We start from the raw sequence: 24289 nt of genomic DNA, 5'->3' as shown, positions 1-24289 counted from the left end.
CTACCGCAGCGTCGTCGTCGCGTGCCCATCCGCGTACAGCCACACGGGAACGCCGTCATCGCGCAATGCGGCGACCGGTTCATCCATGCGCCAGCGCTGCGCGATCTCGACACGGCGAACGAACCACGGCATCAACGTCGCATGCCGTGCATCGTCGTCACGATCGTCGTCGAACAGCGCATCGTCGCCGATTCGCGTGTAACGCGCCGGATGCAGCACGGTGCCGTCCGCGCGCAATACCGTCGCGCGCACGTCGTGGCCGTCGTCGTCCTGCACGCTGGCGAGCCAGCCATGATCGGCGCCCCAGAACAGGCCGGCCACGTCGTCGTAGCGCCCCTGCGCGATCGTCGCGCCCGTCTCGAGATCGCAGATCGCCAGTTGCACCGGCTCGCCCGGCAGGACGCCGATCGCGTAACGCGTGAACAGCTCGCCCGGCACCGCTTCGTCGTCGGGCAGCCACGACAGCGCGCCCATGTTGACGAAGTCGAACGGCGTGAGCACGCGGCCCTGCCCGTCGACGATCGCGCAACGGCCGTCGTCGCGCCGCACGATATGGCGGATCGTGCCGAGCTCATCGAACATTTCCGCGTGTTCGCCGCCGGTCAGCGGTGCAACTTCCGCGTAATGCGGTTCGACGATCACCCGGCCTTTCGCATCGACGAGACCGACGTGACCGTTACGCCGCGCGACGAACGCGCCGCACTCGGACGACCATTCGAGCGACGCCCACTCGGGCTGTGCGCGCCATTGCCCGTCGCGCCCGATCAGCCCCCATCGCTCGCCTTCGGCTGCCGCCGCGACGGCGCCGTTCACGAATTCGTGCGCGTCGTCGAAACGCGGCGGAATCGTCCACGCGCCATGCGTATCGACGAAGCCCCAGCGGCCATTCAGGCTCGCCGACGCGACACCGCCGGTGAACTCGCCGAAATCGTCGAGCGTCGGTTCGAGTACCCACGCCCCGTCCGTGCGCACGAGCCCGAACCGCTCGCCCACGCGCACGCAGGCGACGTCGCCGCTGAAATCCCACACCGCGTCGAACGCCGGTTCGCGCACGATCCTGACACCGTCGCCCTCGACGTCCCCATCGGCAAGCAGCAGGCCGACCTTGCCGTCGCGCGCGGCCCACAACAACCGGTCGTCACGCGCGCCACTGGCCCACAGGTTCGTCCACTCGGGCGGCACGATCACGTCCCACGCGTCGTCGGTTTCACGCCGCACGCCCCACAGGCCGTTGCTTCCGCGAAAGCTGAACGTGTCGTGATCGAGCCAGTTGCCGTGCAGCTCACCGGCGTCGAACATCTCGGCGAACGTCACGCGGCGCGGCGGATTCTGCCGCCGGAAATAATGATGCGACACGCCGCCGAATCCGAAGCCCCACGCCCAGTCGCCCCAGTCAGCGGGCGTATCGATCTCGAGTGCATCGCGCACGCCGCGCACGTCGCGGAAGTCCATGCAGTTCGCGACCTGCCACCACAGGCGCGTGCACGCATCGCGTTCCTCGTCGATGTAGTCGTTCGGATCGCCGTCGTCGAGCCATGACAGTTCGTCGAGGTTCGCGGATAGCCGGGCCGCGCCGTGCGCGTCGCCGAGCGCATCGATCGACTCGCCGAGATGACGCACGACCGCATCGAACTGGCGCGCGAGCGCCGGATCGTCGCCCGGCAGTGGATACGCGGTGACGAACGCCGCGAGCCGGCTGAGGCGCGCAAGCGCGGCGCGTGCATCGCTCATGAGATTCGGCGTGCCGGCATCGCCGCACACGCGTTGATCGGTAATCGCGTCGCCCGCGCCGCCGTCGGCCAACAGCACGCGCCACAGCAGCGGAAAGTGATTATTGGATTCCGCGAACTCGATCGTTCGCGCGTCGTCGCCATTACCTGGCTGGAGATAAAGCCATGCTCGATTGCCCATCGGAAGGGTCGCCCTCGTTATTATTGTTGCCGTGATCGTGTCGGCGCCCATTATAGAAGCACGCGATGACGCCGGCGGTGGCCGCCTGCGCCGCGCACCATCACCGTCATCGTTCGACCATGACGGCGCGCAATACGCTATCCGATTTCGACCGCGACTATCTTCCCGATTCGAATGAATCGCCGGCCCGGCGACGTACCGGCCGGCGAGGCACTCGACCGCGTTCAGCCGGCCGCGAGCGTGGCGGCCAGCGCGTCGTATTCAGGCACCCACGCTGCACGCCACGCCGCCTTCGTCGCGTCATCGACCCACGCGCCGTCGATCCCGTTCAGCATGAACTGCTTCAACTCGGCCACGGTGAAGCCGAAATGGCTGAACATCAGCTCCCACGCTTCCGAAGGGTTCACCTTGTGCAACGTCGGATCGTCAGTGTTCGGATGGATCTTCAACCCGAGCCCCGGCATCTTGCGCATCGGATGCAGTTCGGCCCATTGCGCCGGCGGCAGCGTGCGCAGGTAATACGAATTCGTCGGCACGACGGTAAACACGATGCCGCGCTCCGCATAGCGGGCGCACAGCTCGGGGTTGTCGACGATCGTATAGCCGTGATCAATGCGGTCCACCTGCAGCAGATCGACGGCCGTCTCGACGTTGCGCCACGGCATCCCGAACTCGCCCGCATGCGCAGTCGTGCGGAAGCCGACCGCACGCGCGCTGCGGTACGCCTTCCAGAACAACTCGGGCGGCCGGTCGTTCTCGCGATAATCGATACCGAGTCCCGCGACTTCGTCCGCGCGATGCGCGCTCATCCACTCGACGATCGCAACCGCTTCGTCGGGGTCCTGCTCGCGGTCGATGCTCGGAATCACGCGCGCGCCGATTCCGAAATCGCGCGCGGCATCGCGAATTCCCGTCACGATCGCGGCCTGCGCATCCGCATACGCGATGCCCGACACGCGCACCGTTCCCGTCGGATTCCAGAAGAATTCCGCGTGCCGCACGTTGTGGGCGGCTGCGTCTTCCAGATACTCATAGGTAATACGCCGCAGGTCGTCGGGTTGCGTCAGCAGATATTTATCGAGCGCGCGCAGCACGTGCAGCACGCCGACCGGTTTCTCGCCGCGTGCGTAGAACGCGTTGATCTCCGCGCGTTCAATCGGCGCGCCGCTGCGTTCGGCCAGCGCGACGAACGTGTCGTGCCGCACCGCGCCGAGCAGGTGGCAATGCAGCTCGACTTTCGGCAGCGCGCGGAAGAAGGCCCGATGGGCCGGCGTGATCTCGATGCCCGTGCGCGCGGCCGGGACGTTGCCTGGTGTTCCCTTCATGTCAGTCTCTTTTTTCGGTAGTGCCATTGCGTCGCGAAGCCGTCTCTCAGTGCGGCTTCACGACGGTCCAGAAGTAATAACCGAGCGGCAGCGCGAGCACGACGAGCCCCCACGACACGTCGCGCCAGCGCCCAGCCAGCAGCTTGACGAGCACGTAGCACAGCAGCCCGCCCGCGATGCCGGTGCCGAAGCTGTTCGACATCAGCGTGAGCAGCACCATCGACATCACGGGCAGCGCATCGGTGAAGTCGTCGAAATGCGTATGGCGGATCGTCGCGAACATCGACAGCCCGATCAGGATCAGCGCCGGCGCCGTCGCCTCCTTCGGAATCGCGAGCGCGACCGGCACGAACAGCAGCATCGCGGCGAACAGCACGGCCGCCGCCACCGACGACAGCCCGCTGCGGCCGCCCGACTCGACGCCCGCGGCCGATTCGATCAGCGCGGTCAGCGCGGGAATGCCGAACACCGGCCCGAGCGTCGCGGCGAGCGAGTCGACGAGAAACGGCCGGTTGATGTTCGGCAGGTTGCCGTGCTCGTCGAGCAGGTTCGCCTTCGCGCCGACCGCAAGCGCGGTGCCGAGCGTCGAGAAGAATTCCGCCGCGAAGAATGCGAACAGGTACGGCGCGGCGGCCAGGCTCAACGCGCTGCCGATATCGAGCTTGAACGCGATCGGCGCAATGCCGTGCGGCAGCGACATGAACGACGCGGGCAGGTGCGTGACGCCGAGCGGCACACCGGCCGCGGCGGCGACGAGGATCGCGATCAGGATCGCGCCGGGCACCTTGCGCGCCTGCAGCACGATCGCGACCGCGAGGCCGATCAGCGCAACCAACGCGCCCGGCCGTGAGAAGTCGCCGAGCGCGAACGCGTTGGTCTTCGCGTTCGCGACGACCATCCCCGCATTGCGCAGCCCGAGCATCGTGACGAACAGCCCGATCGACGCACCGAGCCCGAGTTTGATCTGCACCGGAATCAGCCGCACCACGACGCCGCGCGCGCCGAGTATCGTCAGCAGGAAGAACAGCACGCCCGACACGCATGCGATGCCCAGGCCCGTCTGCCAGCCGACGTGCTCGGTCGTCGCGAGCGTCACGCCGATGATCACCGAGCCGCCGATACCGGGGCCGACGAGGAACGGCAGGTTCGCGTAGAACCCCATCAGCGTGGTGAACAGCACGAACACGATGATCGTCGCGGTCGTCGCCGCGCCGCGGTCCATGCCGCCCGTCGCGAGCAGCGACGGGATCACGACGAGCAGATACGCGGCCGCGAGAAACGACGTGACGCCCGCGATCGTCTCGGTGCGCACGCTCGTGCCGCGCGCGGCGAGCGCGAAGCGGCGTTCGAGCCAGTTGGCCGGCACGCGCGCCGGCATCGTGTCAGTCGCTGACATGGTGGTTCTCCTGTGATTCCGAATATTGTCCTGTGTCGGGTCGTGCAGCGCGGTCTTATACTGCCGCGTACCGCATCCCGACCGTCATTGCCCGATGTCCGACCGCTCGTCGCTGCTTCCCGCGCTCACGCTGCGGCAGGTCCAGCACTTCGTCGTCCTTGCACACGCACGCAGCTTCACGCAGGCCGCGCAGGCGCTGTCGCTCACGCAGCCCGCGCTCACCGCGTCGATCCGCCAGATCGAGTTCCTGCTCGGCGGCCGCCTGTTCGCACGCACCGCGCACCGGCTCACGCTGACCGCCGCGGGCGAAGCCGTGCTGCCGCTCGCCGAGCGCCTGCTCAATCAGGCGCGCGGCACCTTCGACGACATGACGCGGCTCATCGGCGAACGCATCCAGACCGTGCGCATCGCGTTCATCCCGTCGGTCGCGGGCCGCCTGCTGCCCGCGCTCAACGCGCTGCGCGCCACGCACCCGACGTTGCGCTTCACGCTCACCGATTTGCCGAACAGCGCGCTCGTCGAAGCGGTGCGCGACGGCGTCGCGGATCTCGGCATCGGCGTGCGCGAACCCGACGGCGACGACGGCACGCTGCGCTACCGGCAGCTGTTCGAGGACGAGATCGTGATCGTCGTGCGGCACGACGATCCGCTCGCCCGCGCGAAGAGCGTCACGTGGGCGAAGCTCGCCGATCGCGATCTCGCGGTGTTCGTGCGCGGCAGCGTCAGCGAATCGCTGCATCGCACCGGCGGCGCCGGAAAGCTGCGCCTGAACGTCACGTACCGGATGGAATACACGGAGCCGCTCTACGCGCTCGCGCGCAACGGCCTCGCGACCGCCGTGCTGCCGAGCCTCTACACGATGCATCTGCACGATCCCGAACTCGTCGCGCTGCGCGTCGACAAGCCGCGCGTCACGCGCGCGATCTCGCTGATCTCGCTCGCCGCCGACGATCGCGGCCCGCACGTGCGCGCGTGCCGCGAGTGGATCGAGCAACGCATCTGATTCCGTTCGCCGCGCACGGCCGCCCGCACTCAGGGCAATTTCGCGATGCGCTCGACGAGCGTCGCGTAGAAGCGATCCGCGTCGACCTCGTTGATCCATGTCGCATTCGCTGCACGGCCGCTGCGCCCGTTCCAGTCGACGATCGTCTCGCCGAGCGTCCACTGCCCGGTCGTCTCGACCACCACGTTCACCTTGCGGCCGCCGAACAGCGTCGGATCGACGAGATAGCCGACGGCCGTCGGGTCGTACATCGGCGCGTCTTCAACGCCGCGCCGCTTCTTGTTGTAGGCGAGCTCGGCCTCCATGATGTCGGCGACGATCGCGCCGCAGCGGTTGCCGAGCGCACGGAACGGCGCGACGCGCGCCGGTGTGATCGACGCCTTCACCGCGACGTCGCGCGGCAGCACGACGATCGGCACACCGCTGCCGAACACCACGTCGGCCGCGTGCGGATCGACGTAGATGTTGAACTCGGCGGCCGGCGTGATGTTGCCGCGCTCGAAAAACGCGCCGCCCATCAGCACGATGTCGCGCAACGCGGCGCGAATCTGCGGTGCTTCGACCAGCGCGGTCGCGAGGTTCGTCAACGGGCCGAGCGCACACAGCGTCACGCTGTTCGGCTCCGCGCGGCTCAGCGTATCGACGAGGTACGACACCGCGTGACCGGCGGCGAGCGGCGCGCGCGGCGCATGCAGTTCGACGCCTTCGAGCCCGGTCTTGCCGTGCACGTTCGCGGCCGTCACGAGATCGCGCACGAGTGGCCGCGGGCAGCCCGCATACACCGGCAGCGCGTTCGTGCGGCCGGCCCAGTCGCGGATGATCCGCGCATTGCGTTCGGTCAGCTCGAGCGGCACGTTGCCGGCCACGGCCGTCAGCGCGCGCACGTCGAGCCGGTCCTGCGCGCCGAGCGCGAACAGGATCGCGATGGCGTCGTCCTGCCCCGGATCGGTGTCGATGATCACCGTGCGGCGCGCGGCGTCGCCGCCGGCCGCGAATGCGCCCGTTTCGGGCAGCAACGCGGTGCCGGCCAGCGCGGCGGACAGTTTCAGGAAGGTGCGGCGGGAGGCGATCGGATGGGTCATGGTCGGGCGCTCAGAACACGTGCCGGACGCCGAGCGTCGCCATCATCTGGCGCGTGCCGGTCGAACGCGCATACGCGAAGATCTGCGCATGGTCCGCGTCGCCGGCCGCCTGCTGCGCGATCACCGTCAGCGCGACGTCGGTGCGTTTGGACAGGAAGTAATCGGCCTGCAGGTTCACCTGATGCCATTTCGGACGCTTGTCGATCACGTCGTACTTGCCGTTCGTGAACGCATACGCGGCGCCGAGAAAGAGTTGCGGCGTCATCGTGTAGACGACGTTCACGCCCAGGTTCTGCAGGTGCAGGTGCGAATTGTCGAGGTAATCGTAGCGCACGTCGGTGAACATCGCCGCGAACTGCGCACGGCCGATCGTGTAGAAGCCGCCCGTGCCCGCGATCCGCTGCCGGCTTGCGTATGCGGCCGGCGACATCGCGCTCTTGCTGAAGATCAGCAGCGGCGACGCATAGTCGTTCGCGATCGCGCCGTTCTGGTTCGTCGCGCTGTACGGATGGTTGTACTGCGCATAGACCACGCTCCAGCGCAGCGGGCCGCGCTCATACCCGAGCCCGAAGCTGTACGCGCTATTGTTCGCGAAACCGGTCGTATTGCTGAAGCCGTACAGCGCGGTGAACTTCAGCCCGTAGTAGACGGGGCTCACGTACTTCACCGAGTTCTGCACGCGGATGTCGTTGTAGCCGTTGTCGTTGTCGCCGATGTTCACGCCGTTGCTCGCGATGATCACGGGCCCGATGTAGTCGTGGATCGCATCGTACTGGCGACCGAACGTCAGCGAACCGTAGGTGCGGTCGGCGAGCCCCACGTACGCCATGCGCCCGAACTCGCGACCGTTCTGCGCGGCCGTGCCCGTCATCACGTTGAAGCCGTTCTCGAGCTGGAAGACGGCGGACAGCCCCTGCCCGAGATCCTCCTTGCCCTTCAGCCCCCAGCGCGGGTTCTGGTTCGTGCCGGACAACGCCTGCCACGCGTTCTTGCCGCCCTGGTTCGTCGCGAACCCGACACCGGCCGAGATGAGACCGTACAGCGTGATGCTGCTTTGCGCACCGGCATGGGTCGCGAAGGCGCCGAGCATCGCGAGCGGAGCGAGCTTGTAGAGAGTTTTCATGCGGGTCGTGTGGTCGGTGGTAGTCCAGGCGCGGCAGGGTTCCGCGAAACTGGACTCGACTATACGAACCCGGATCGGATAATAAAAGTTTGCTTTCCTTATATGTCAATAAAACGGATTTATTCTCATCCTCGCGCATTCCGCTGTCGGTGAACCGGCGCTCAGTCCGCCGTGTCGCCGCCCTTCGGCAGCTTCGACCACGCGCCGCGCCCCGGCATCGGTGACCAGGCCGGGCGAGTCTTGCGGGCGCTATCGATCACGACCAGGTAGCGGCCCGCGATCGGCGTGACGTCGCGATCGCGACGCAGCACCCACAACGACTTGCCGGCCTCGACGCGTGCCTGATAGTCGTCGTCGAGCAGGCCGTGCTGGTCGAGGAATGTGTTCAGCGACGCGGGAATCCGCACGCAGCCTTTCGAATGCCGGATGCCGAGCAGCGCTTCGAGCCGGTCGGGGTCGGTCGCATGCATCTGGAAGCGCATCGGCGACACGCCACCCTTGCCCCAGCCGCGCTCGCCATCCACCCAGCCGAAGTCGTAGATGCGCATGTCGCGGTGGCCGTAGCCGCGAATACCGTTCTCGTTCGTCGTGCCTTCCGCGCGGAAATCCATCGTGTCGGGCGAGTGATGAAACACGCCGAGCGGTGTCAGGAAATGGTCGTACTGGCCCGGCAGCCCGGTGCCGACCGGCGATGCGCCGATCATCAACCACGCATTGGCCGGCGTCGCGCGGAAATAGATGAACAGCGCCTGCACGTTCGGCGCGCGATCGACCATTACGACGTATTCGCCGGCGAGATCGCCGAGATCCGCATCGGCGAGCGCTTTCTGAAGGCGGTCCCCGTACGCGCGCTGTTCGTTCGCTGGCACGTTCAGACGTCGCGTGACTTCCTGCGTGAAGCGCTTGCGCATGTCGAGCGCACGGGTCGTCGCGTTTTGCGCCTCCTCGACCGACAGCGGCGGATGCCGGCGCGGCGGAGTGGGTGGAGGCGGCTCGGCCTCGCTGGCGGGCGTGCCGGATGCGGCCGATGCGGGCGCGGCGGCCGACGCGGCGGAAGCCGCGGATGCCCCCGATGTTGCGCTCGCGGATTCCGCGTGATTCGCGTGTGACGCGGCGGATGTTGGCGCGGCAGCCGATGCGCCCGACACTGCATGCGCAGATGAAGCCGGCGGCGTGCGGGACGCCGCTGAAGCCGGCAACGCAGTGGACGAAGACGGCGCAGCGTCGGACGCGGCAAAGGCAGGCTGCTCGGCGAGAACGGAAATCGACATCGCGACAGCGAGCCACACGTATGCGGCGGCTGCACGTTCGAGGCAACGCGGCTTCGCAAAGCGCCGCGCCAGAGGGGCAAGAATCATACGTTCGAAGCCATCGGCCGATCCGGCCGCCGCATGCTGCTGGTGCGAGCGGCGCATCTTCCGCGCAAGCCATCGACACGTCCGGCGCATCGTGCGCGCCCGGCGCCGACGCCTCTTCGCGGCGGAGCCGTCGCTGTGCAACGCGGGCGCTCCGATGGCGGCTAATGAGTCGTCAGGCCCTTCATTCTACTCGTCGATACGCGAATCGGCAGCGACCGGAAGCGCGCTTTTACGTGTAATTGCGCTTCGTCACGCTTTGTTTCAACTCGCTGCCGCTTGAGCTTTCGTTGCGTGGCAGGCTGGCGTGTTGGATGTTTTCGGCGCGCTTGCGTGTTTCATGCGGTTCCGATATCGCCTCGCAGTTGATTTGCATCCCAAATCATTTCGACGATGGCGAACACCGGAACGCAACCGCACCGCACGCATGCCGCACGAACCGTGCGACACGCATGCGCAGATGCCGACTACTTCGAGATGGTTTCGAGTGCGATGCCCTTCGTGCGCGGCCCCATCCCCCCGATCGCGGCCATCACGATCACCATCGCGCCCGCGATGAACGCGAACACGCCGAACGTGCCGAAACCGCGCAGTACGGCGGCGATCACGAACGACGAGAAGATCGCCGAGAAGCGGCTCCACGAATAGACGAAGCCGACGGCCCGCGCGCGAATCGACGTCGGGAACAGCTCGGCCTGGTATGCGTGGAAGCTGTACGACATGATGTTGCTCGCGAGCGTGAGGCCGATGCCGAGCACGATCAGGAACGCGCCCACCGTGGTCTGGCTGAACAGCAGCCCGCAGACGACGATCGCCGCCGCCATCGCGACGATCACCGACTTGCGCTCGAAGCGGTCGGCGATCACGAGGCCGATCAGCGGGCCGATCGGCGCCGCGAGCGCGATCACGCTCGAATACATCAGGCTCGACGTGATCGTGATGCCCTGCTTGATCAGCAGCGTCGGCACCCAGTTCGCGAAGCCGTAGAAGCCGACCGTCTGGAACACGTTGAAGATCGTCATCATGATCGTGCGGCTGCGATACGGCGGCACCCACATGTCGCGGAAGCTGCCGCGCGGCGGCACGGGTTCGGCCGGCGCGGGCGGCGGCAGCGGCCGCCCGTATTCGGCCTCGACCTTCGCCTCGAGCGCGCGCATGATGCGGTCGGCTTCGTCGACCCGGCCCTGCTGCGCGAGCCAGCGCGGGCTTTCCGGCAATTCGCGGCGAATCCACCACACGAACAATGCGCCATGCGCGCCGATCAGCACGACCCAGCGCCAGCCGTCGAGGCCGAACGGCGCGTGCGGCACGAGCAGATAAGCGAGGAACGCGACCACCGGCACCGCGACGAACCCCACTGCCTGCTCGCACGCGAACGCACGGCCGCGTATCTGCTTCGGCACGAGTTCGGAGATGTACGTGCCGATCGTGACCATCTCGACGCCGAGGCCGAGACCGACGACGAAGCGCCAGAAGTTCAGACCTGTGGCCGTGTCCTGGAACGCCATCACGACGTTGGCGGCCGTGTACCACAGCAGCGACCACGTGAAGATCGCGCGGCGGCCGAAGCGGTCGGCGAGGAAGCCGCACGCGATCGTGCCGATGAAGAGCCCGGAGAACAGCGCGGCGATGAAGCTCGCGACGCCCGTGGTGCCGAACAGGCCGTGCGTCGTCGCGGACAGGATGCCGCTTTTCACGAGGCCGGGCGCGACATAGCCGCTGTAGAGCAGGTCGTAGAGCTCGAAGAAGAAGCCGAGGCTCAGCAGCACGACGAGCTTCCAGACGCTACGCGTCGGCGGCAGGCGGTCGAGACGGGCCGAGATGGAGCCGGGGTCGATCGCGGCGGGGCGCGCGGCGCCTGCTGCCGTGAGCGGGTCGGGCTGGGTGGATGCCATGGTGGCGAGTCTCCGGATTCTTGATTGTCGTTGGCGCCAGCAGAGGAAACTGGCGAGCGGCTTCGCGCATTTTAGCGAGGCGCGTGCGGGAGCACATCAATCGGGTGATGGCGGGGTGGGCCGAATGTCTTCGGAGCGGTTCAACGGGCGGTTTCGCGATGAATGTCTGAACGAGCACGGGTTCATCTCGCCCTTGCCCTCACGGCTACACCACTTACATCCGGGCCAAATATTTCGAAACTCCCCGATACTCAGACAAGAACTCTTCCGAGTTGATAAACGCAATAACCGCACGCCTTTCACATAATTCAGCAGCAGCCGGGAATCCCCATAATCAACCTCGATTCCAGGCAGAGTGACCATCCATTGATTTTGCGCATTTTTTTAGCAGGTAACTGCCACACTGCCCGCCAACCAGCAAATCAACACGCCATCAATATATTTAATTTAATTTAGACAGAACGAATGATGCCCTCTCTCTGATTTTCTCGGAGGCATCCTGCTCCATCGCGGCAAGCCGATAAACAATTTCTGCGCCGCCGGGTGTATGCTTGCTCTGCTTTAGATGATCAATCAATACACCCCGAGAATGATCACCATTCAGTAGTCGATAGATGAACGTATCCAGCCAATCAGACGCAGTTGCTCTCATATCCGGGGCTACCTGCATTAAAGCATCGACAACTAAATTTATATCACCACCCTCTATTAAATGAAGAAGACCATACATGACTTCTTCATTTCTAGTTCGGTCAATAAATACAGAAAGGAGATCCACAAGGTCCCCCTTCGATAAAACGTCAGAACTAAGAGTCTCAAGCACCCCATCGAATACGGCAACTTCATCCGGGGATTCAAGTTGACGAACACGCAGCAGATCTTCCAAGCAATCTTTTTTCATAATCCCTTCCCAAATGTCGACGGATACTGAGCCTTGTTTTGAGCAATAACTTTCTGCAGCCCAGCACGAACTTTAGACGTATAACAATTTTGTCGCTGGTAAATTCGTCTAGCATCTCGAATATCCTGCGCCAACATATCCCTAGGCGCCATCGTTAGATCAGGGGTTGTCCCATAAGAACTAGTTTGACGATGACGTCCTCCGGTCGGAGGCATTTCCATGTTAATAGACACACCGTCGCCGCGCGTATAACCTGGCACAGCAATTCCCTCCATATACGCATCAGATGGAATGTGATGCGGAGTGAGATTGTCACCCGTTGATCCGGCTCTCTTCAAATCCCTGTACTTTCCGACGTCTCCTTCGCCGGGAAGCAACGACGGGCAACAGCATCGTGTAAGCCCTGTGGGATCGGTCCACTGAACGGGGTTAGGCGCATATTGATACGCATTTAACCCGCCAACCAGACCAATCGGATCCCTGCTGACAAAGCGCCCAAGAACAGGATCATAGTACCGATACCGGTTATACCTCAGCCCCGTCTCCGCATCCTCCTGCTGCCCCTGGAACGAGAGGGGCGCCTTTCCGTGCTGCATCAGGTTGTGGCTCAGGTGGAACCGTCCGGGCACTGCCGGTCAGTTCGGCATCAACTGACCGGTGGGATACCAGTAGTGAATCTCACTCCTTTCTTCGTGGCACGCAAAACAGCATCGGCCAATTGATCGCCGACGACAATGTATGTCGGGGAGTCGTATTGCCGGCCAATGCCATTGGCTGGGAAATCGGGGCGCAAGACCATCTTTTTGAAACCGACCTTAGCGTCAGGAAATCCCGAGACTTTCACCATTATCGGCTCTGAAGCATCGTGATCAACCACGTCAACTTTCCTAGTCGGGTTGAGAAGAAAGTACGGGCCATCAATCGCCTCTCCGTTCGATCTAACGACAGCCGGGATGAACTGAACATCATCGTCATTCGCCAGTTCTTCAATCGCAACACGCACCGCTTCACTTACGAGCGGAATCAAGATGTCTGACCAGATGACGCCGTAGTCTCGAATCTTTGACAGCCCTTTCTTGGGAAGCTCGAATAATAAGGGATCGAGTCTTGCGAGGCGCTTTGCCTCCTGCAACTCGAAGCGATCCACCCCATTTTTTGCCTCGTCGTAGAGTGCCATCCGACTTTCCGGATAGTCCGCCTCCGTGGTCCAGATTTTCGTCATACTTCCCCGCTCAGGTCGGACACGCCCATGGTCGATGGTTCTGCCTTCAGTAGCCTTATCGGATCTTGACTGATCAACGACTTCAAGCAGGCGGCCTAGAGTTCATCTTTCGCCAAGCGTCAAGCCTTTGAGATTCACCAACAAATCGGTCAGTGAGTCGGCCGATCTCTCCAGAAATTTCGGGTTCATCACCCCCATTCCTACTTCAAATACCTCTCCGCTGGAATTGATCAAAATTGCTTGACCACCACCATCATCCCCGATCATGAAATATCCAGGGAGGCACTTCTGGACTTCATAATCGACATTCCGCTCCGGCAAAATTTCTATCTCATGCAGAGCCAAGCAGCCCATCGAATTTAGCCCGTTGGTGATTTGGAGAAGGTCAACGTACTCTTTAGGAAAAGACAACCCGACCTTCGCCTCCGCAACATGAATCTGACTAGTGGTCGCTGGAATTCTCAGTTCGAAATGTTGACTAAGATACGCTTTATTTAGCATTGAAAGCCCCCCCAAACAGTCTAAATACGTCAAATTTTTCCGTATCGCTCGTCTCACGACACTTTCTGGAACACCGGCCGCCCCCATCTGCCGGGCGGCCTCGTTAAACTCAGTCTGTACATCCGTATTGAAGCCGTTTTGATTTCGGAATGCCCGCTGCATACCGGAGATTTGGGCATGGATGGAGCCCGAAGTGCTCGACAGCAAAACCGCCGGCGCAGCTCGTGAACTATAGTCCCCGTTAGGAAACATCTGTTGCTTCGCCCATTCCTGCTGAATCGGATGATGTGACTGCACCACCCCCGTCGGCAACCGTATTCGTGTTACTTGGCGCGCGATTCGCTTTGCGGCTAAGGTTGCCGTGTTGATCTGCGTCATTCACGCGATAGCCGCCGGGGCCGGCGGCACGCCAAACCAAGCGGGTCAATCCAGGCGATCGGGTCCTCGACGACCGAGGCCAAGGAACCTAGTCGACTCACGTTGATCTGCCGCCTAAAAAACAAAGGCCGCTTACTCGGCCTCGCACTAAAAATCTCTCTAAATATTCAATCAAGACGTGGCAATAAATGCATCAGATTCGCTCGCCAGAGGCCCAGCAACGACTGCCTCGACGGCCATCTCTTTCGCGAAGCTATCGATAATAATCAACTTTACCTTCTATATAATGGGTAAATACAGAAATCATCATTTTTGATATTTAGGCCAAACCATATTCCTGGAAGATTCATCAGCTGAACCAGCGGCTAGCCACTGATAGACATCGGCCAGCGGACATCGGTCGGAAGATAAGCTCTCCAACCGACATATACGTTGTCTTGGCCGCCGCTCTGGGGGGAACTAATTCCTGACACATCAGCCCCCCCTTCCGTCCCGACTGATCACAATGTGGATCAGATCCTTACAGACGAATCGACCACCACAATATCAAACCTCCCTGTAATGCGAGCCCGCTCTACGACGTCTGGATAATGAACACTCCCGCGTCTGGTCCCTCATGATCAAGATCACTTTTCAGAAGCAAGTAGCCGACCCCACCCACCAGAATGCTCTTGTGCGTGGGCGCGGCTTTGTTTAGACGTGAGTTGTTGAGTTGTAGGACATAAATCATCCCGTCTCTTTCTTCCTCATCCTGCACCCACGCGGGAATACCTGCGATTTTTGCAATGCCATTTTCTTCGCTGTCGTCAGCGGGGTTCTGCACGACGTCAATCCGCTTGGGCGGCAGAATAGGGCTTCCGTACCGGTCCACCGAAATATTGCTAGGACGATAGGCCAATGCGACCCCACCTTCGCTCATCGCGCTATCGATGTATCCGTCGTCTGTTAGCGAGTATGGGGAAAAGATGGACACCACCAAGTCGCTCTTCACACGGAGCCCAGACACATATTTGCAGAGAAACTCGGCAGGAAAGGTAGCCAGATGAAGCAACGGAGCACCGTTTGAATCAGCCGGCCAATTGAACGCTCCGGGCAAAAAGGGGCTCCCTCCGAAATAGGCCACGGATGGGGTTGGCTCCCCGTCAACAAAGATCAATTCATTGAACATCTACGATCCTCCTAATTACATGGACATGGGCACCGAGACAGGAAGCGTCCCGCTTGCCTTCGAAGTTCGCGCGCACGTGCCGCAGGAACACCTGCCTGGCGCAAGGCCCCTTGCCAAACATCCATCTGGCGCTTCGTAGGCAGCCCGTTCTCGCCGAATTGAAACTCATCTCGACCAACCCCCAGATGGAGGGCCGCTAACGCGTTCTCATTCTTGTGAACTTCCGTGTGCATCGGACGCGGAAGTGCAATCGACGGATTCGCTTTATTGCGTACCCCCTCAGGGGTAAGTCCCATCTGCTCCAAAGCCTCATTCCGAACAAACTCGTGTGCGTCCAGCTCGTCTCGAGCGTTTGCCTTTCCAGTCAAGCCTCCATAGCTGCCAAGTTGGCACTTTCTTGCCAGCCCGAGCGGATCAATCCACTGCCCCGGATTGGGTGCATATTGATAGGCATTTAACCCGCCAACCAGACCAATCGGATCCCTGCTGACAAAGCGCCCAAGAACAGGATCATAGTACCGATACCGGTTATACCTCAGCCCCGTCTCCGCATCCTCCTGCTGCCCCTGGAACCGAATCGGGTTCCTCGGCTCCACGCCCGCCGCCTTCGACACCCGCGCGATCACTTCCCGCGCCTCGCCCCAGGCCCGATACGACGCCTCCCACACCACCTCCCCGACCTCATCCGTCATCAACAACGGCGTCCCAATCTGGTCACAGTGGTAATAGAACAAATGCGCGTCCGACTGTCTTTCCGGCACACGTTGCAGCGGATCCTTCTCCGGCACATACGGCTCGCCCTCCTGCCACACCGGCGTATGGATCCCCGCGACTGGTTGCGCCGTCACATATTGGGCAAGCGGAACGAACGTTTCCGGCTCATACACGTACTGCGTCGCACCGGCTTCATTACTTTCGTACGCCAGCTGATCCCCATCCCAGCCGAAAACGGTCCGCACGCCATCCACGTCCTTGCCGATCCGGCGTCCGAAGGAATCGTAGAAATACCGCGCCTCATGCTGCCGCCCGGTCTCCTCGACACGCGCCACTCGCAACCGGTTGAATCCGTCCCACTCGTATTCCTGCCGCCCCACCGGCGATCGCTTGCCGATCAGGTTCCCGCGCGCGTCGTATTCGAAGTGGGTACCTGCATATTCCTTCAACAGATTCCCTAGCACGCGCGGCACTTCCGCAGGCAATGTGCTGTCCACGCTGTCCGGCACAACCGGGCTTGCTTTCACCGCCCCCGGCGTACGAGCGTGCCGGGGACTACCGGGGTCAATGATGTTGCTTGCCGGGTCGAAGGCGAAAGTCTCGGTACCGAGCGGCCCGATCGCCGCGATGAGGCGGCCAACCGGGTCATAACGATAGTTGATCAACCCCTTGCGGCTGTCCTCGATATGCTCGAGCTGCCCCACGGCATCGTACCGATACCGGCGCTCGGCCAATGCGGCAGGCGCATTCGCTCGCCGAATGGCCTGCCGGGTGATTCGTCCGGCCGGATCGTACTGCGTCTGCTGCCCGACCTTGCTCGACAGCATCCGCCCGGTTTCTCGATGCAAATCGTCGCGCTCGAACTGGATTCGCTCCTCACCATCGAGCACGAGCCCGTGCACGTGACCCGACCCGTAGATCAACCAGTCCAGCACATGACCATCGGGGCGGACGGTCTTGATCCGCGTGCCGATTTCGTCGTATTCGTGATGCCACACATAGCTGCGCGATTCACCGAACAGCCGATAAGCATGATGTTCGCGCACCAGATTGCCGACCGAATCGAAAAACATCTGCGTCCGGCTGTGGCTGTTAAGCGCCTCGATGAGTCGCCCGCTGGCGTCGTATGCGAATCGCTCCTTGCTCGCACCCGAGGTCCGGCATACGATGCGGCCGGCCTGATCGAATTCGAGTTCGGTCACCTGCCCGCCCTCGTCGATCTTCACCGGCTGCAGCGTGCCCTCGCTGTATCCGTATGTGGTCCGCTTGCCGTCGAACCCGATCTCTTCCAGCAATCGCCCCGCTGGATCATAGTGAAATTGGTAGGTCGCGCGATTCGCATCGGTCAACACCGTCAAGCGACCGAGGCGATCATAACGATAGGCGAGCGTGTAGCCGAGCGCATCGACGCGGCTGGCCACACGCCCCGCGACGTCGTATGAAAAACGCGTCATGCGCTCGAGCGGATCGGTATGGGACAGCAGACGGCCTTCGGCATCGTGCGTATATCGATAGGTGCCTGCCGGAGACGAGATCTCGCTGACCGCCCCATTCGGGCCGTACCGGTAAACCGTGGCATTGCCAGCCGCATCGATCGACTGCGCCAGTCGCCCGTCGGCATCGTAGCGCCACTTCGTCACCTTGCCCGAGCAGTCGGTGTACTGAAGCAGTTGTGCCGCGTCATCGTAGACAAGTACCTTCGTACCGCCCTTCGCATCGACCATCTTGACCGGCATCCCGGCGGCGTTGTACGCATACTTCGTCTCGTGCCCGAGCGGGTCCTTCTGCGCGACCAGATTACCCGCGTCATCGTACGAGCGCTCCCACTCATATCCTTCGGGATCCTTGAGACGAACGAGTTGATCGCGGTCGTCGTAACCTATCTCGACCACAGCCCCGTCGACGCGGTAATGCTTCGTCATGTTCCCGCGTGCGTCGTAGTCCATCTCCTCGATGCCGCCGTCGCGATGAACATGCATGACCAGGTTGTTGTCCTGGTCGCGCCGCATCCACTCCTCGGTGCCATCCGGATACGCGATCCGGTACATGTATCCGCGGATGTTGTAGTAGTACCGCGTGACGTTGCCCAGTGCATCGGTGACATAGGTCAGGCGGATGTTCGGGTGCCACATGAGACGAATGTCGTGGCTGCCGTCGTCGGCATATTCGCGCACGCACCGAGCATTCGTGTTGTCGTCGCGCTCCGCCCCTTCCCACTCGAGGTTCATGCCGCGGCCGGTGCGATCGGTATAGCGCGTGACCAGATGACGGTCGTAAGCATACTGGCGCACGTTGCCGTAACGATCCGCCGCACGCACGAGATCGCCGTTCTCGTCGTACTGGTATTGGGCAAGCGTGGTGCGCGTGTTCGCGTCGACGATCTGCTCGATCGTTGCGATACGTCCGCGGCTGTCGTGGCGAAACGCGAGCGTATGGCCGGCCGAACTGACGAGCCGTGCCAGACGATTCGCGTCATCGTAATCGAGCGCGATCGTATTTCCCGCGCGATCCTTCTGCAACGCGAGACGGAACGAATCGCCGCGCTTCTCGTACACGTGCAGCAAATCGTGACCGTACGCGACCGTCGTCCACGTGTCGTCGAGCCGGCTCAGTGTCACACCTTCCACGCGGTCGTCGTGAACCGCACCTGCCGCGAGCGCCGGATATTCGATGTTGCGGCCGGTCGAATCGCTGTAGATCCATTTGCCGTCCCGAACATCGATGCGCGTCATGTACGGCGAGAGCCAGCGCGCGCCCAGTTCGCCGGCATCGTATCCGGCCAGCCGGGACCGATAGACGCGTATCCAGACGACGGGCATCGCACCCGGCAATTCGAAATCGGCATGAGAAAACGTCTCGTCGCCGAACGCGTAGCTGATCGAACCGCCCGACGCGCCGACCCCGCACTCTTCGCAGTGGTCGACACCGGAGCCCTTCGCTCTCGCCTCCTTCTTCGTCGCGGCAACGGGCACCTGCGGCCGCCGGGCCGTCGCTTCCGTCGTGCCCTGCGATTTGATCGATGCGGCCCGCATCGCGTCGCGCTTGTGCCGCAACGCATTGACCAGCTTCAGCAGCAGCCACATCAGCTTGCCTTCGTCGCTGCCCTTCAGCTCGTTGATCTTGCCGACCACCACCGGAGCGAGCGTGCGCAAGGACACGGCAATCTGGCGAATCGGTGCGACGTATTCCTCCGAAATAAGCCCGGTCGCCGTGCTGGTCGCCGCGTTGGCGCCGCGCTTGACGAGCGCCGTCCTGGACTCGGCCAGATACCCCCACGCCCCCGTTACCAGATCCTTGCTGAACCATCCGCTCTTCTTCATCTGCTGACGATACTCGGCGGCCCGCCGCTCGTTCTCCGCAGGATCGAACAGTTGCCCCGCCAACACTGCATCGATGCCGTCCGCGAGACTTGTCAGGATCTCCCGTGCTTTCGCCGCGCAGTGATCGATCACATCGTTGAGCACGGCCTGCAGCTTCGTCAGGAAATCCTCGATCTCGGTCGCGCATGACGCCTGGACATGCGTGACGACGATCGATATGAGCGCGGCGCCGATGTCGCGCTTGTGAATCAGGATTTCATTGCGAATCAGCGCCAGAAGCGGCCGCGCCGTGAGGCGCATGGGCGCCAGTACCGGCGGAAATGGAATCACGCCGATCAGGTTGATCGCGAGTCCGAGATAGTCGAGCAGTTCGCCGCCGCGCTTGCGGATGATCGAGACGATGTCGGTGAGCGCATCGGCCAGCGCCATCAGGTTGTTGAGCACCGGAATCATGCTCGCGACCGTTTTCAGTCGATCGACGTCCACGTAGCCATGCGTCACGCTGATCAGCCACGCGTTGAAGCCTTCGCCGGATGCGACGACGTCGTCCGGATGAACATCGGTCAACCACGGGGTGGCCTGCTCATACTCCGCGCCCGGAGGGAGTTTTTGATCTGCCATGCTCTCAGGATTCTTCTGGTTGTTCGGTTTTCGACGTGCGGCGACGGCCTCGCCTTCTCGTGTCCCGGATGATCGGCCAACGGCTCGCGGCATTGTACCGACGATTGGGCGACGGGAAAATGAAAGGTCCGGTTTCCCCGTAGCCGCCCAATTCTTCGCGCCCCATTTATCGCGGCTCGCGGTCGCACCGACTTTATGTAAATTTCGTAACCGTCTGTCGCGGTGACAACGGCCGCCCGACGCTGAAAATGGCGCCCTTCCGGGGCGTGGCTCGATCGACACGGCCCCGATGCGACGGGATAAACAGGACTTCCGCCGGTCCGTCGCCCATGCCCGCGTCGCAGACACCGCGGAAGCAGATTCGAAAGTCGTTCATCTCCGCGCCCCGGTAACATGCTACCGGGCCAACTACCGGCTTCCGGCTGCCTTTCGGCAACCGGCATTGTCGGCAAATCGTAAGTATTCCATGTCTATACAACGACTATCCACGTACGCCCGCCGGATCGCGCTGATCGCGCTGCTGCAGTTCGCGGCGATCGCGACGGCGTCGGCGTTTCCGGCCGCCGCTTCCGCTCCCGTCGCGAGCGGCGTCGGCGCAACCGTGCCGGCCATCTCGCTGCCCGACGCCGTCGCACAGCTCAAGCAGATGCAGGCCGAGCTGGACCGCATCAAGCAGCAGACGTCGACCGCGTCCAACAGCAAGGAGCTGGACGGGCTCGACGACTCGGCGCAGGAGCTGAGCACCGATGTCGCGAAACTGCAGAGCGATCTCACGCCGCAACGCGCGCAGGTTCAGGCGCAACTCGACGTGCTCGGCCCGCCGCCGGCCGAGGGCGCCGCGCCGGAAACGCCCGCCGTCGCGAAGCAGCGGGCCGCGCTGGACGCACGCAAGACGCAGATCGATGCCGCGCTGAAGCAGGCCGCCGACCAGAAGACGAGCCTCACGAACCTGACCGAGCAGTTCGCGAAACTGCACCGCAGCCTGCTGAAGAACCAGCTCGCGTTCCGTTCGGGCAGCATCTTCAGCGCGCAGTTCTGGCTGCCGCTGTTCCACCTGTCGCCGGACGACCGTCAGCGGCTCGACGATTTCAACGGCGAACTGTTCGACATGCTGCGCTCGTCGTGGGTCCCCGGACAACGGGCGATCACCACGCTGCTGCTGATCGCCGCGTTCGCCGCATGGCTCGGCGGCCGCCGGCTCATCGAGCGCGGGCTCGCGTGGATCGCGCTGAACCGCCTGCCGCCCACCCGCTTGCGCCGCAGTGCGCTGGCGCTGTCGACCGCGCTGTCGACCTTCCTGGCGACGGCCATCGCGATTCAGATCCTCTACCTCGCCGTCGCGCGCCACTACGAACTCACGCCGTCGCTGACCGATCTGTGGGACCAGTTCGCGAAACTCGCCGCGACCTGCGCATTGATCGCCGGGCTCGGCCGCGCACTGCTCTGCACGAAGCATCCGTCGTGGCGCCTGCCCGCGCTCGCCGATCCCGTCGCGCTCGCGATGAAGCCGTTCCCCGCCGTCCTGGCCGGGCTGCTGCTGGTGTCGGGCACGCTCGAATCGATCAACCGGATCGTCGACACCAGCCTGTCGGTCACGCTGTTCGGCCGCGGCATCGTGTCGCTCGTCGTCGCGCTGACGGTCGGCGCGTCGCTGTTGCGCGCGAACCGTGCGCGCAGCGCCCTCGCGGCGGCAGGCGAGGCGCCCGAGCAGCGCTCGACGCTTGCCGGGCTAATCCATGCCGGCGTCACGCTCGCGATCGTCGCGTCATTGATCGCACTCCTGATCGGTTACATCACGGTCGCGCGCTTCATCACGTACGAGCTCGTGTGGTTCGAGATCGTGCTGTGTGCGACCTACATCCTGATCCAGCTGACGCGCGACGCGAGCGAAAGCCTGTTCTCGTCGAGCCTGTCGACGGGCCAGCAGATCAAGCATCTGTTCGCGCTCGAAGATCGCCACCTCGACCAGGCGCGCACGGTCCTGTCCGGCTTCGGCACGAGCCTGCTGATGCTGATCGCGGCGATCGCGCTGCTGACGGGCGGCTTCGGCACGACGCCGGGCGACCTGCTCGACAGTGCGGTCGCGATGATCGGCAGCCAGCGGCTGCAGAGCCTGAACATCATGCCCGACCGGATCTTCAACGCCGTGATCGGCTTCGCGATCGGCTTCTACCTGCTGCGCTCGCTGCGCCGCTGGCTCGACGGCGAGTTCATGCCCGCGCTCGGCATGGATACGGGCATGCGCGTGTCGCTGATCACGCTGTTCACCAACGTCGGTTACGTGCTGCTCGTGCTGATGACGCTCGGGCTGCTCGGCGTCCGGTGGAGCAATCTCGCGTGGATCGTCAGCGCGTTGTCGGTGGGTATCGGTTTCGGCCTGCAGGAAATCGTGAAGAACTTCGTGTCGGGGCTGATCCTGCTGACCGAGCGCCCGGTGAAGGTGGGCGACATGATCAGCATCGCGGGCGTCGAAGGCGACATTCGCCGCATCAACGTGCGCGCGACCGAGATCCAGCTCAGCGACCGCTCGACCGTGATCGTGCCGAACTCGCAATTGATCTCGCAGAACCTGCGCAACGTGACGATGGGCAACAGCACGCAGGGCGTCGCGACGCTGGTGCTGACGTTCCCGCTGAACACCGATCCCGAGCAGGTGCGCGACCTGCTGCTCGAAGCTTATCGTTCGCATGAGGCGATTCTCGAGAAGCCGGCGCCGTCGGTCACGTTCAGCCAGCTCACGCCGGACGGCATCACGCTGAGCGTGACGGGCTACGTGTCGAGCCCGCGGATCGCCGGTTCGACGAAGAGCGATTTGCTGTTCGAGATCCTGAAGCAGTTGCGCGCGGCGGGAATCACGCTGTCGAGCCCGCAGATGCTGGTCGTGCAGAACATGCCGGCGCAAGAGAAGTGAATAAGGACGGCCGGTCGCGGACTGCGGCTGTCGCGACGGCCGCCTCCCGTACTACCGAAATGCCCATCGTCCGATGATGCCGGCGGTGGCAAACAGTCGAAGCCGCGCCGCCTCCCATTCGGCAAGCGTTCGCACCCGTTCCTGGCGGGCATCGGCAAGCGCCGCTTGCGCCGACAGCAGTTCCAGAATATCGCCTGCGCCGAACGCGTAACGATTGCGCGCCGACGTTAGCGCCGCTTCCGCGGCAGCCAGCAAGCGTGCAGAAGCATCCAGACTGTCCACCGTCGTCTCCGCATCGGCATGGGCCTTCAGCACGTCACGCAGAATCTGGTGCTGCGTATCGTGAAGCTGTGCCTGTGCCAGTTCGGCCTGAGCCTGCGCGCCACGAATCCGATACGTGCGAGAAAAGCCGTCAAAGAACGGAATCGTCAAAGTCAGGCCTATGCTGGTTTGCGTCGCCCGCACTGACTGCAGCCCCTGATTTGGGTAGCCGTTCCGGGACAACGTGCCGCTTAGATCGAGCGTCGGCATTCCGTCGGACCGCACGGCCGTGACCTTCGCGCGCGCGGCTTCCCATTTGGCTCGCGCTGCCCGGATCTCAGGGTGAGAACCTTCGGCCGCAAGAAGCCAGTCGCTTAGCTGGCGCTCCGCGTCCAGTGCAACCGGCACGACTGCCTCCTCGACCTCGACCCGCGTGCCAACCGGCAGACCGGTCGCAAAGACCAGATCGGCGCGGGCCCGAGCCACCTCTCCGCCCGCTCGCCGCGCAGCGAGCAATGCCTTGGCCAACGCCGTTTCCGCCTGCAATACGTCTGCTCGGGATGCGACGCCCATGGCCAGCCGCTTACGCGACGCACGCAGCGTCGACTCCGCCAAAGTCGCGGACTCGTTACGCGCGGCAAACGCCGCTTGCGCATTCTGAACATCGAAATAGCTCCCGATGACATCCACGACCGCCTTTTGCATCGTTGCGTCGTGGCCCGCCAGCGCTGCCGTCAGCAGCTGTTGTGCCGCCACGCGGTTTGCAGCTCGCCCGCCAAAGTCGAGTAGCCTCCAGTTCAACGTCGCGTTCGAGGTTCGACCGACGCCGCGCGTATTCATCGATGGGGCATCGGAATAACGGTTATAAGTCGTCAGTTGGCTGATCGACCCGTTGACGATGGGGAGCCATGCCGATCTGGCTTCACCCACCGAAGCGGCCTGGATCTTGATCGATGCCCACGCGGCTCGAATACGGGGGTTGTGGCATAGCGCAAGGTCAACCGCATCACCGATCGTCAGCGGCTTCGCCAGGTCAGTCGACGAAGCGCATGCAACTGGCGTGTCGTCGCCCGGTAATCGCTGCCCCGCATTCAGCACCGGCGGACGGGTCAGCAACGGATCGGTCAGGACATCCGGAATCCCGCGGGTTTCGGCATTGCATGCAACTGAAACCAACATCAGGCCGCATATCCACGGACACA

The 24289-nt window shown here is 63.3% G+C and carries 15 protein-coding genes and 1 pseudogene; 2 read left to right on the top strand and 14 right to left on the bottom strand.

All coding sequences use genetic code 11. From position 1 onward, the window contains the following. The 3 genes from JYG37_RS27030 to JYG37_RS27020 all read right to left on the bottom strand — a co-directional run bounded on the left by JYG37_RS27030 (nucleotide 1) and on the right by JYG37_RS27020 (nucleotide 4632). Nucleotides 1–1962, bottom strand: a complete 1962-nt coding sequence (locus JYG37_RS27030) for a WG repeat-containing protein (RefSeq protein ID WP_249746051.1) — start codon at nucleotides 1960–1962, stop codon at nucleotides 1–3. 173 nt (nucleotides 1963–2135) lie between these two features. After that, nucleotides 2136–3236 carry an adenosine deaminase gene (gene add / locus JYG37_RS27025; RefSeq protein WP_213346207.1) on the bottom strand — a complete coding sequence of 367 codons (1101 nt, stop codon included), beginning with the start codon at nucleotides 3234–3236 and terminating at the stop codon, nucleotides 2136–2138. Between the two features lie 46 nt (nucleotides 3237–3282). After that, on the bottom strand, nucleotides 3283–4632 hold the full coding sequence (locus tag JYG37_RS27020) for an NCS2 family permease (RefSeq protein WP_089489677.1): 1350 nt from the start codon (nucleotides 4630–4632) through the stop codon (nucleotides 3283–3285). A gap of 94 nt (nucleotides 4633–4726) precedes the next feature. Between JYG37_RS27020 and JYG37_RS27015 the strand changes: the two genes are divergently transcribed. Beyond that, nucleotides 4727–5635 carry a LysR family transcriptional regulator gene (locus JYG37_RS27015; RefSeq protein ID WP_213346206.1) on the top strand — a complete coding sequence of 303 codons (909 nt, stop codon included), beginning with the start codon at nucleotides 4727–4729 and terminating at the stop codon, nucleotides 5633–5635. A 29-nt stretch (nucleotides 5636–5664) separates the two neighbouring features. On the opposite strand, the gene JYG37_RS27010 is transcribed toward JYG37_RS27015, so the two are convergent. From JYG37_RS27010 to JYG37_RS26965, 10 genes and pseudogenes are all read right to left on the bottom strand, one after another. Beyond that, on the bottom strand, nucleotides 5665–6717 hold the full coding sequence (locus tag JYG37_RS27010) for a nucleoside hydrolase (RefSeq protein ID WP_089489678.1): 1053 nt from the start codon (nucleotides 6715–6717) through the stop codon (nucleotides 5665–5667). Between the two features lie 10 nt (nucleotides 6718–6727). Then, nucleotides 6728–7840, bottom strand: coding sequence for a porin (locus tag JYG37_RS27005; protein WP_089489679.1), 1113 nt, complete (start codon nucleotides 7838–7840; stop codon nucleotides 6728–6730). 161 nt (nucleotides 7841–8001) lie between these two features. After that, nucleotides 8002–9288: a L,D-transpeptidase gene (locus JYG37_RS27000; RefSeq protein ID WP_080334347.1), complete on the bottom strand. Its 1287-nt coding sequence runs from the start codon at nucleotides 9286–9288 to the stop codon at nucleotides 8002–8004. Between the two features lie 374 nt (nucleotides 9289–9662). Continuing rightward, the gene (locus tag JYG37_RS26995; protein ID WP_089489680.1) at nucleotides 9663–11090 is read right to left on the bottom strand and encodes an MFS transporter; all 1428 of its coding nucleotides are present in this window, start codon (nucleotides 11088–11090) and stop codon (nucleotides 9663–9665) included. Between the two features lie 442 nt (nucleotides 11091–11532). Next, the gene (locus tag JYG37_RS26990; RefSeq protein ID WP_160300525.1) at nucleotides 11533–11976 is read right to left on the bottom strand and encodes an Imm30 family immunity protein; all 444 of its coding nucleotides are present in this window, start codon (nucleotides 11974–11976) and stop codon (nucleotides 11533–11535) included. Between the two features lie 398 nt (nucleotides 11977–12374). Continuing rightward, nucleotides 12375–12569 (bottom strand): annotated as a pseudogene (locus JYG37_RS35165) (RHS repeat-associated core domain-containing protein); the annotation flags it as partial. 68 nt (nucleotides 12570–12637) lie between these two features. After that, nucleotides 12638–13168 carry an imm11 family protein gene (locus tag JYG37_RS26980; RefSeq protein WP_235356268.1) on the bottom strand — a complete coding sequence of 177 codons (531 nt, stop codon included), beginning with the start codon at nucleotides 13166–13168 and terminating at the stop codon, nucleotides 12638–12640. Between the two features lie 147 nt (nucleotides 13169–13315). Beyond that, the gene (locus JYG37_RS26975) at nucleotides 13316–14092 is read right to left on the bottom strand and encodes an SMI1/KNR4 family protein (protein ID WP_176016379.1); all 777 of its coding nucleotides are present in this window, start codon (nucleotides 14090–14092) and stop codon (nucleotides 13316–13318) included. 574 nt (nucleotides 14093–14666) lie between these two features. After that, complete coding sequence (locus tag JYG37_RS26970; protein WP_176016380.1) at nucleotides 14667–15260, bottom strand: DUF1963 domain-containing protein; 594 nt, start codon at nucleotides 15258–15260, stop codon at nucleotides 14667–14669. Nucleotides 15261–15271: 11 nt separating this feature from the next. After that, a complete protein-coding gene (locus JYG37_RS26965; protein ID WP_213346205.1) occupies nucleotides 15272–19915 on the bottom strand; it encodes an RHS repeat-associated core domain-containing protein in 4644 nt (1547 codons plus the stop codon). A gap of 466 nt (nucleotides 19916–20381) precedes the next feature. Here JYG37_RS26965 and JYG37_RS26960 point away from each other — a divergent pair, with 466 nt between their 5' ends. Then, complete coding sequence (locus JYG37_RS26960) at nucleotides 20382–22826, top strand: DUF3772 domain-containing protein (RefSeq protein WP_213346204.1); 2445 nt, start codon at nucleotides 20382–20384, stop codon at nucleotides 22824–22826. A gap of 51 nt (nucleotides 22827–22877) precedes the next feature. Here JYG37_RS26960 and JYG37_RS26955 read toward each other — a convergent pair whose 3' ends face one another. Beyond that, nucleotides 22878–24266, bottom strand: coding sequence for a TolC family protein (locus JYG37_RS26955; RefSeq protein ID WP_502775678.1), 1389 nt, complete (start codon nucleotides 24264–24266; stop codon nucleotides 22878–22880). Nucleotides 24267–24289 lie beyond the last annotated feature (23 nt).

Source organism: Burkholderia sp. LAS2 (genome assembly GCF_018417615.1).
In the GTDB taxonomy this organism is placed as follows: domain Bacteria; phylum Pseudomonadota; class Gammaproteobacteria; order Burkholderiales; family Burkholderiaceae; genus Burkholderia; species Burkholderia sola.
Note: the sequence above shows the minus strand (reverse complement) of the source record. Positions and strands in the feature narration are given on the sequence as shown.